Below are 2,172 nucleotides of genomic sequence, written 5' to 3' on the forward strand. Positions count from 1 at the left end.
GGTGCCATCTCCATGAGTGAAGGAGTGGCTGTTATTGACCTTGAGACATGTATAAGATGTGGGGAGTGCCATGAGTTTTGCCCTAAAGATGCAATAAGGCATGATAGCGAGCTTACAGATAGCGAGATCGAAGAAAGAGTAAAGCGAGTAAAGGATAGTATGGATGCTTGCATAAAGATCAAGGGTGACGAAATGGATGGCCAAAGGTGCCTTGAGCGCTACAAAAATCATTACAAGCGAGAGATATCCATCATTGAGGAAGTTCTGGCAAGGATAGAGAAATTCAAGAAAAATTGATTTGCATAAAGTTTTTAGGTTGGGATAAAGCCGGGGAATGCTCTTAGAAGAACACTCCCCGGCTTTTGTTATACCCTATAGGGTATATATTGACAAATGAAGAGAAGTTGGTTAGAATGCCTCGGAGCGATAGAGAGTCATTTGAATGTTTATACAGGAGGGAGTGCTCAATATGCATAGTAAACGAATAAAGAACTTTCCTATATCTTTCTTTGCGGTAACCATGGGCATAAATGGGTTCCTTATAGCCCTTGGAAAAATGAAAGAATTGCTGGGCATCCCTAACATATTGTTGACAGTTGTTATAGCAGTATCTTTGCTCATATTTGTTGTGCTCGCTAGCCTTTATATAGCTAAATGCATATCTTTTCCTGAGGAGGTAATAAAGGAGTTGCATCATCCTGTAAAGATGCATTTCTTTCCCACCTTTGCAGTAAGTTTGCTTCTTTTTTCTATAGCTATGTTGGATTTAAACTTGACTGTATCTAAGATCCTTTGGTGGATTGGGGCGCCCCTGCAGCTTGCTTTTACCATATATACCATGACGTCTTGGGTGCAGAAGACTCATTTCGACGTAACTCATGCCAACCCCTCCTGGTTTATCCCTATTCTGGGAAACCTGATTGTGCCAGTGGCAGGAGTAGCCCATGTTCCATTGCCTGTCAATTGGTTCTTCTTCAGCGTGGGTTTCTTTTTCTGGGTAGTTATGTTGGCGGTCATAATAAATCGCCTCATATTCCATCACCCTGTAGTTGAAAAACTAGTGCCAACGTTTTTCATACTCATGGCTCCACCTGCAGTGGCCTTCATTTCCTACGTGAAAATAACGGGGTTGCTGGATAGTTTCGCGATCTTCTTATATTCATTGGTGGTGTTCATGGTTATATTTGTGCTGGCTCAATGGAGGCTTTTCAGCAAGATAAAATTTTATCTTTCTTGGTGGGCATATTCTTTCCCCTTAGCAGCGGTGGATTTGGCTACGATCCTTTATTATCATAAAAGTGGTTATCAACCTCTTTATTATATGGCATTGATGTTTTTTGCAGCTCTTATAGGAATTGTAGTATTTTTAGGGTGGCTTACGATCAAACACGTCCTTACTGGTGAAATATGCGTAGAGGAATAAAGGTTCAAAAGGCTTGCGTCTTATAGATTTTAACTAATGGAGGAAACGGGGATGGAGATATCCATTGTATATTTTTCTGGGACAGGCAACACTGCTCGGATTGCAGAAGAAATAGCAAAGCGCCTTGAAGGTTTTGGGCATGAAGTTGAGACAAAGCCTGTGGAGAAGGTAGATCCAGAATCCCTTAAAGGCAAAGCCATAGGGCTGGGGTTCCCTTCTTATGGGCTGTGCTATCCATCTATTTTAGAGCCTTTTTTGCAGAGCTTGCCCAGGGCGAAGGAGCCAGTTCCTGCTTTTGTGTTCTCTACCCATGCCTGGTCTTCTGGCGATAGCCTGGTATGTGCTGCAGAAAAGTTGCTGGAAAAGAACATAATGACCGTTGCAAGGGAAAGCTTCAAGGCTCCATCAAATGGGGCTGCGACGTTTTTTCACAAGGAGCACATAATGTACAGGAAGATGGTGAAATTTGAGCCTGGCCTCCGTAGAAAGTTGGACAACTTTGCAGCCAAGGTAGATGAGGCGTTCAAAAGATTTCAAGAGAAGCCCTTTGTGGATATAGGGAAAAAGAAGTGGTATAACGAGATCCTTGGATTTTTTGCCAGGCACGTCATGGAAAGGCGCCTTTACAGGGATTTCAAGGTGGATAAGAAGCGCTGTATTGGATGTGGTAGGTGTGTCAACCAGTGCCCTGATGACAACCTTGTGATGAAAGACGGCAAGGCGGAATTTATTAGGGGCAACGACTGCTT

General features: G+C 43.0%; 3 protein-coding genes. All 3 read left to right on the forward strand.

Annotated features, from left to right (window positions below):
* A partial coding sequence (locus tag H0Z23_RS08965) for a 4Fe-4S binding protein (protein WP_296869107.1) occupies nt 1–297 on the forward strand: 297 nt, incomplete at its 5' end.
* A 172-nt stretch (nt 298–469) separates the two neighbouring features.
* Complete coding sequence (locus tag H0Z23_RS08970; RefSeq protein ID WP_296869108.1) at nt 470–1,423, forward strand: SLAC1 anion channel family protein; 954 nt, start codon at nt 470–472, stop codon at nt 1,421–1,423.
* Between the two features lie 51 nt (nt 1,424–1,474).
* Nucleotides 1,475–2,172: EFR1 family ferrodoxin (locus H0Z23_RS08975; protein ID WP_296869109.1), on the forward strand; the 698-nt coding region annotated here is incomplete at its 3' end.

The sequence above is a fragment of the Thermovirga sp. genome (genome assembly GCF_017656375.1).
In the GTDB taxonomy this organism is placed as follows: Bacteria; Synergistota; Synergistia; order Synergistales; family Thermovirgaceae; genus Thermovirga.

Excerpts from the sequence above, each read along its gene's own strand:
- H0Z23_RS08970 (WP_296869108.1), top strand. The coding sequence starts at position 470 with ATGCATAGTAAACGAATAAAGAACTTTCCTATATCTTTCTTTGCGGTA.